A 7,105-nucleotide genomic window follows, 5' to 3' on the forward strand; every position below is an offset into this window, starting at 1 on the left:
CTAATGAAGAAAGAAAATACACCTCCTAGTATAAAAAATGAAAAAGAAAAAATAGCACAAGCAGATCTGCCGTTATTAAATGATCTAAATGCAGCCCTACAAGTTGAAAAACATACAGGTACTTTTTCTGTTATCGTATTGTTTTTTATCTTTATCGTTGTTTTTGTAATATGGGCATATAACAGCCCTCTTGAAGAAGTAACTCGTGGGCAAGGTAGCGTTATTCCAAGTAGTCGAGATCAAATTGTTCAGAGTATCGACCCTGGTATTGTGCAAGAAATACGAGTAAAGGAAGGGGATATTGTTGAAAAAGGCCAAGTATTATTGGTGCTAGATGATACAAGAAGTTCGGCTATTTTTCGTGAAAGCCAAGCAAAAGTTAATAATTTACAAGCAATTTCTGCTCGTTTACAAGCTGAGGCTCACAATATTCCGTTGGTTTTTCCCGAACATATATCAGAAGAATTAAAAGCACGAGAACTTGCAGTTTATCAAGCTAGCCAAAAGACACTAAATGAAGCTATAGCAGGGTTAAGCGAAAGTAAGAAAGTGTTAGATCGTGAAATTTCGATTACTCAGCCTATGGTTAATCGTGGGGTAATGTCAGAAGTTGAACTTTTACGATTAAGACGTCAATCCTTAGAGCTTAGCCAGCAAATTACTGAAAGGAAAAATAAATATCGTTCAGATGCTAACCAAGAATTGGTTCGTACGGAATCTGAATTAGCTCAAGCCTTAGAAAATATGGCGGTAAGAGCAGATCCAGTAGAACGTTCACAACTTAGAGCTCCATTGAAAGGTATTGTGAAAAATATCCGAGTGAATACAATTGGAGGTGTTATTCAAGCAGCACAAGATATTTTAGAAATTGTCCCTATTGACGACAAACTCGTGGTTCAGGCTTACATTAGTCCGAAAGATGTTGCTTTTATTCGCACTGGACAAGAAGCTATTGTTAAAATTAGTGCTTATGATTATGCAATTTATGGCGGAATTGAAGGTAAAGTGGTGTTGATCAGCCCTGATACTCTACAAGATGAAAGACGACCAAGTGAACTAAAATTAAACCCAGATCAGGCATATTATCGAGTGTTGGTTGAAACTACACGTAATAATATTACCGATAGAGCGGGGAATGTATTGGAAATTACGCCGGGTATGACTGCAACAGTAGATATTAAAACAGGTGAAAAAACCGTATTCCAATATCTCATTAAACCAATTACTCGAATGAAGCAGGCATTACAAGAGAGATAAATATAACTAGCCGTTGTAACTAGTTGTTGTAATAAGGGATACTTTGGTATCCCTTATTTAATTTTAGAATGATGTAATCTAAAATCCCATTCGCATTTTTCTACTTAAAGTTTATAATCGAACCTTTCTTTTCAACCTATATCATCAAATCCTATGAAACCAGCAACTGCAACAATCAATGGTAGTGCTTTACGCCATAATCTGAAACTCATTAAATCACTTGCTCCAAATAGTAAAATTTGTGCTGTCGTTAAGGCAAACGCCTATGGGCAAGGTATTCGCCGTGTGACTAAAACTATTGAAAATATGGTAGATGCTTTTGGAGTTGCCAGAATTAAAGAGGCTCTGAGTATTCAAGAGAGTGGCTATGCAGGAAAAATCGTGTTGCTTGAAGGTTTTTTTGACCGAGAAGAACTGCTTAAAACGCTATCTCGCCGTTTTGACACAGTCATTCACTGTATTGAACAACTAGAAATGCTAGAGCAAGTGGCACAAGAGCGGCAGAAAGAGCAAGCGAAAGGTTTTTGGAAACGCAAAACAAAAATTTATTTTCCAGTCAATGTTTGGTTGAAAATTGATACAGGAATGCACCGCTTAGGTATTCACCCTGAACAAGTAACAGAATTTTACCAACGATTAAGCCAATGTCCTTTAGTTGCAAGCATTAGCTTTATCAGCCATTTTAGCCGAGCAGATGAATTAGAATGTGGTTATAGTGAAAAACAGATTGCGGTATTTGAAGAAGTGAATAAAGGGTATTCAGTAGAACGCAGTTTATCCGCATCAAGTGGTATTTTGTATTGGCAGCAAGCCCATTATGAATGGGTTCGCCCAGGAATTATAATGCACGGTATTTCCCCCCATAATCGCCCGATTACTGAACTTGGTTTTAAACCTGTAATGACCCTTTCTTCATCGCTAATTACCGTTCGCACCCATAAAGCAGGCGAACCTGTCGGCTATGGTGCAGGCTGGATTAGCCCGAAAGATACCAAAATTGGCGTTGTTGCGATTGGTTATGGTGATGGCTACCCAAGAAATGCCCCTGAAGGCACACCTGTCTTTATCAATGGACGTAAAGTTCCTATTGTTGGGCGAGTATCAATGGATATGATGACCGTTGATTTAGGCATTGATAGCCAAGATAAAGTGGGCGATGAAGTGATTTTATGGGGCGAAGAACTACTGATTGAAGAAGTCGCAGAAACCATCGGTGTAATCAACTATGAGCTGATCACTAAACTCACCCCAAGAGTACTGATTGAATATAAGGACGAATAATGATACTTAGGCATAGGTATCTCTATTCGAAATGAACGGAAATAATTTAGTAATGTGATTAGCACTTATAAACATCGAGATGTAAGAAGTACTTATGCCAGTATTAAGCGATATTTTGAATATCTACTTACTTATGAGAAATATCCAAAAATTAAATATTGAAAAGACGACAAATCGGATAGAAGGATTTTTAAATAAAAAGAGTTGGTAATAATGGTAAGGGAATCATAAAACCAACTCTTTTGTTCAATAGAGGCATAGTTCGCAAAAAGACCAACCTTTTTGTCTACTATGTTTTTTTGTTAAATATTAGAACGGAATATCATCATCAAAGTTATTTAATGCGGGTTCTGCTTGTGGAGCAGGTTTAGCTTGTTGCGGTTGAGCTTTTGGTGCATTGTAGCTTTGATTTTGAGCATAGCCATCATTCATTCCACCTTGGTTGTAGTTATTTGATGGTGCTGATTGTTGCCCCCAACCTTGATTTTGATCGTTACCGTATCCATTACCTTGTTGTGCATTACGGCTACCCAACATTTGTAATACATCGCCTTGAATTTCAGTGGTATAGCGATCTTGCCCGTTTTGATCTTGCCATTTGCGAGTTCTTAAACGCCCTTCAACATATACTTGTGAGCCTTTACGCAGATATTGCCCAACAACTTCAGCTTGGCGGCGATAAAATACAATTCTGTGCCATTCTGTAATTTCACGACGTTCGCCCGACATTTTATCTGTCCAGCTTTCTGTGGTGGCAACGCTGATATTTGCTACTGCTTCACCATTTGGCATTGTTCGCATTTCAGGATCGTTACCTAAATTACCCACAATAATCACTTTATTTACACTTGCCATAGTATCCTCTAAATTATTGAAATATAAAATCTCAGCTATTTTGCCTGATTTCAAAAAAAAAATCATCAAATAAAACTGATATTTTGTACAGTTATTCAAATTATGCGATAATGATCGACAAATGATGAAGTAATTTTATTTGCAGAGATACTCCAAATTATAATTATTTTATGGAGTTATATTTTATTTTGTGATCAAAATCATTTTTTATTGATATAATTTTCGCTATACTTTTAACCAAATTGGTATCTGAAAAGGAAGTGAATATGAATGAAACATTTGTACTGAATGATCACCCTCATCGCAGATTTAATCCGCTTAAAAATCAATGGGTCTTAGTTTCTCCACATCGAGCAAAACGCCCTTGGCAAGGGCAACAAGAAGCCTTGGTACAAGACGAGAAACCAAGTTATGATCCAACTTGTTATCTTTGCCCTAGTAATAAGCGGATTACAGGCGAAGTTAATCCAAACTATACTGAACCTTTTGTGTTTAAAAATGATTTTTCTGCACTTTTACCTGATACACCTGCTCCAGACTCTAATCACGACCCATTATTTAAAATTTCACACACTCAAGGCGAAAGCCGAGTTATCTGTTTTTCTCCCGATCACAGCAAAACGCTCCCACTTTTAACGCCAGCCGAAATTGAAAAAGTGATTCAAACTTGGCAATCTCAAGCAACGGAGCTAAGTCAGCGTTATCAATGGGTGCAGATTTTTGAGAATAAAGGCGAGATGATGGGCTGTTCTAATCCACACCCTCACGGGCAAATTTGGGCAAGTAATTTCTTGCCTAATGAAATTGCCACAGCAGATCAATGTCAGGCAGATTATTTTAAGCAATACGGTTCGCCACTGTTAATTGATTATGCCCAACGTGAATTAGAAAAAAGAGAAAGAATTGTGGTAGAAACAGAAGATTGGATTGCGGTTGTGCCATATTGGGCAAGTTGGCCGTTTGAAACCTTGCTTCTACCAAAATCAAAACATTTCACGCAAATTACGCAGTTAAATCAAACAGAGCGAGAAGATCTTGCACTTGCATTGAAAAAACTGACTACTCGCTACGATAATTTATTTAACATTAGTTTCCCATACTCAATGGGATTCCATTTTGCCCCTTTTAATCAATCGGATAATTCTCATTGGCAACTGCACGCTCATTTCTATCCACCGCTTTTACGTTCGGCAACGGTGCGTAAATTTATGGTTGGCTATGAAATGATGGCAGAAACTCAGCGTGATTTAACCCCAGAGCAAGCGGCAGAACGTTTATTAGCCGTTAGTGATGAAATTCATTATAAAAATAATAAATAGAAGGAAGAGAAAATGAACCCAATTGAACTTTCACAACAGCAATTTGAACAACATTTTGGTTATGACTCACTGCAAACGGTATTTGCTCCGGGGCGAGTTAATATTATCGGTGAGCATACTGATTACAACGATGGTTTTGTTATGCCTTGTGCGATCAATTATGGAATGGCAGTCAGCTTTAGCCCGCGAGATGATTCTATTTGGCGAGTGTATGCCATTGATATTAACGAAACCGATGCGTTTGATGTTAAAAAGCCGATTCCACAAAGTGAAGATAAATGGAAAAATTATGTGCGTGGCGTAGTGAAATATATTCAAGAGCGTTGCCCTGAATTTATTCAAGGTGCAGATATTGCGATGACCAGTAATGTGCCGATGTCATCTGGGCTAAGTTCATCTGCCGCATTAGAAATTGCTATCGGGAAGACTTGCCAAGTGTTAGGGAATTTTTCATTAACACTGGCAGAAATTGCATTGATTGGTCAAAAAGCAGAAAATAAATTTGTTGGTGCAAACTGTGGCAATATGGATCAACTGACTTCCGCATTGGGTCAGAAAGATCATCTTATAATGATCGATTGCCGTAGCCTTGATATTACGCCAACGCCTGTACCACAAGGCTATTCTATTGCAATTATCAATTCTAACGTTAAGCACGATCTTGTTACAGGGGAATATAATAGCCGCCGCCAAGAGTGTGAAACAGCCGCACAATTCTTTGGTGTTAAAGCATTGCGTGATGTTACACCTGAGCAATTTATTGAAAGAGCAGCTGAATTACAGCAACTTAACGAGTTAGCCTATAAACGAGCAAAACACGTCGTTAGTGAAAATCATCGTGTATTAGAAGCCGTAGAGGCATTAAAAGCAAATGATATGCAGAAATTAGGTGTGTTAATGGCAGATTCTCACGATTCAATGCGTGATGATTTTGAAATTACCACGCCTGAAATAGATTATCTTGTTGAATTGGCACAAGTAGCAATTGGTAAAGATGGTGGAGCAAGAATGACTGGCGGTGGTTTTGGTGGTTGTATTGTTTGCCTTGTACCAAATCAAAAAGTTGATGCATTACGTCAGTTAATTGCAGAAAACTATCAGAAGCAAACGGGGATTCAAGAAACCTTCTATGTTTGTACTGCTTGTGATGGGGTTCATCAAGTTAAATAGAACGTTCATTTAGGGCAAATGTAATTTTGCCCCTACATATGAACCAAATGCCCCTACGTATGAACCAAATGTCCGAAATGTAGGGGCTAATTACATTAGCCCTTATAAATAAAGAGAACAAAATATGAACCTTTATTTTCTTGAAAACGAATATCTCAAAATTACCCTATCAGACCTAGGTGCCAGTTGGCTCTCTTGTTTAGTGAAATTACCCAATGAAGAACGAGAAGTGCTTGTAACTACATCTGCAGAAAATTGGCAAAAACAGACCGCTTATTTTGGGGCAATAGTTGGGCGTTATGCGAACCGTATTGCCAATGGTTGTTATCAGCTGAATGGAAAAAGTTATCAGCTTGCTAAAAATAACGGTGAAAATAGCTTACACGGTGGTGTGTTAGGGGCAGACAAGCAAGTTTGGGGCGTTGAGTTTGCTACTGCACAAGCGGTGAGATTTCAGAAAGTTTTTGCAGATGGCGAAGAAGGATTTGGGGGAGAAGTAACAAGTTATGTGGAATATCGTTTAAAGGATAATCAACTTGAAGTTATCTTTGATGCGATAAGTAATCAAGACACGCCATTTTGTTTAACTAATCACGCTTATTTTAATTTATCTAATGAAGATACAATTCATCAGCATAAGTTACAAATCAATGCAGATTATTATTTGCCCGTTGCAGAAAATGGTATTCCAAATCAAGCATTAAAAGCCGTTGAGAATACGAGTTTTGATTTTCGACAAGCCAAATTTATTGGACAGGATTTACTAAAAGATCAGGATCAGAAATGTGTAAAAGGCTACGACCACGCTTTCTTACTTGCAAAAAAATCAGCAGATCTTACCGCTTGTACGCCTGATGCAGTGCTTTCTGTGGCGGATATAACACTTGAACTGCGTACAACTAAGCCTGCATTACAGCTTTATACAGGGAATTGGTTAGCAGGGCAACCGAATAAAACAGGTGGTGTTTACGCTGATTATGCGGGTGTTGCTCTTGAGCCTGAATTTTTCCCTGATACGCCAAACCACCCAGAATGGTGGCATTTGGGTGGGATTTTGAAAGCAAATGAAGTTTATCAACATTTTATTCGGTATCAATTTAACTTAAATTAGCAAAACGAATATAAGCTAGTTTGTCATCTTTTATAAATCATTATATAATAATTTATATAATGATTCAGATTATTGACAAAGTCTTTTTTCATTCGGACGCCAGCGTGGCGTC

At 37.9% G+C, this 7,105-nt stretch carries 6 protein-coding genes; 5 read left to right on the forward strand and 1 reads right to left on the reverse strand.

Translation table 11 applies throughout. The annotated features are described in order from the left end of the window. Nucleotides 1-3 precede the first annotated feature (3 nt). Both A1D25_RS05730 and alr read left to right on the forward strand, forming a co-directional pair. Complete coding sequence (locus tag A1D25_RS05730; RefSeq protein WP_157394730.1) at nt 4-1,257, forward strand: HlyD family type I secretion periplasmic adaptor subunit; 1,254 nt, start codon at nt 4-6, stop codon at nt 1,255-1,257. Nucleotides 1,258-1,410: 153 nt separating this feature from the next. Further along, nucleotides 1,411-2,538 (forward strand): alanine racemase, encoded by a 1,128-nt coding sequence (alr, locus tag A1D25_RS05735; RefSeq protein ID WP_157394731.1) that lies wholly within the window; start codon nt 1,411-1,413, stop codon nt 2,536-2,538. Between the two features lie 309 nt (nt 2,539-2,847). Here alr and A1D25_RS05745 read toward each other — a convergent pair whose 3' ends face one another. After that, nucleotides 2,848-3,393 (reverse strand): single-stranded DNA-binding protein, encoded by a 546-nt coding sequence (locus A1D25_RS05745; RefSeq protein ID WP_157394732.1) that lies wholly within the window; start codon nt 3,391-3,393, stop codon nt 2,848-2,850. Between the two features lie 266 nt (nt 3,394-3,659). Here A1D25_RS05745 and galT point away from each other — a divergent pair, with 266 nt between their 5' ends. The 3 genes from galT to A1D25_RS05760 all read left to right on the forward strand — a co-directional run bounded on the left by galT (nt 3,660) and on the right by A1D25_RS05760 (nt 6,993). Further along, nucleotides 3,660-4,712, forward strand: coding sequence for a galactose-1-phosphate uridylyltransferase (galT, locus tag A1D25_RS05750; RefSeq protein ID WP_157394733.1), 1,053 nt, complete (start codon nt 3,660-3,662; stop codon nt 4,710-4,712). 12 nt (nt 4,713-4,724) lie between these two features. Next, nucleotides 4,725-5,882, forward strand: a complete 1,158-nt coding sequence (gene galK, locus A1D25_RS05755; RefSeq protein WP_157394734.1) for a galactokinase — start codon at nt 4,725-4,727, stop codon at nt 5,880-5,882. 124 nt (nt 5,883-6,006) lie between these two features. Then, the gene (locus tag A1D25_RS05760; RefSeq protein WP_157394735.1) at nt 6,007-6,993 is read left to right on the forward strand and encodes a galactose-1-epimerase; all 987 of its coding nucleotides are present in this window, start codon (nt 6,007-6,009) and stop codon (nt 6,991-6,993) included. The last annotated feature ends 112 nt before the right edge of the window (nt 6,994-7,105 follow it).

Source organism: Ursidibacter arcticus, from assembly GCF_009761375.1.
In the GTDB taxonomy this organism is placed as follows: Bacteria; Pseudomonadota; Gammaproteobacteria; order Enterobacterales; family Pasteurellaceae; genus Ursidibacter; species Ursidibacter arcticus.

What these genes read in the sequence shown, in the direction of transcription:
- A1D25_RS05730 (WP_157394730.1), top strand. Translation starts at nt 4, where the DNA reads ATGAAGAAAGAAAATACACCTCCTAGTATAAAAAATGAAAAAGAAAAA.
- alr (WP_157394731.1), top strand. Translation starts at nt 1,411, where the DNA reads ATGAAACCAGCAACTGCAACAATCAATGGTAGTGCTTTACGCCATAAT.
- A1D25_RS05745 (WP_157394732.1), bottom strand. Translation starts at nt 3,393, where the DNA reads ATGGCAAGTGTAAATAAAGTGATTATTGTGGGTAATTTAGGTAACGAT.
- galT (WP_157394733.1), top strand. Translation starts at nt 3,660, where the DNA reads ATGAATGAAACATTTGTACTGAATGATCACCCTCATCGCAGATTTAAT.
- galK (WP_157394734.1), top strand. Translation starts at nt 4,725, where the DNA reads ATGAACCCAATTGAACTTTCACAACAGCAATTTGAACAACATTTTGGT.
- A1D25_RS05760 (WP_157394735.1), top strand. Translation starts at nt 6,007, where the DNA reads ATGAACCTTTATTTTCTTGAAAACGAATATCTCAAAATTACCCTATCA.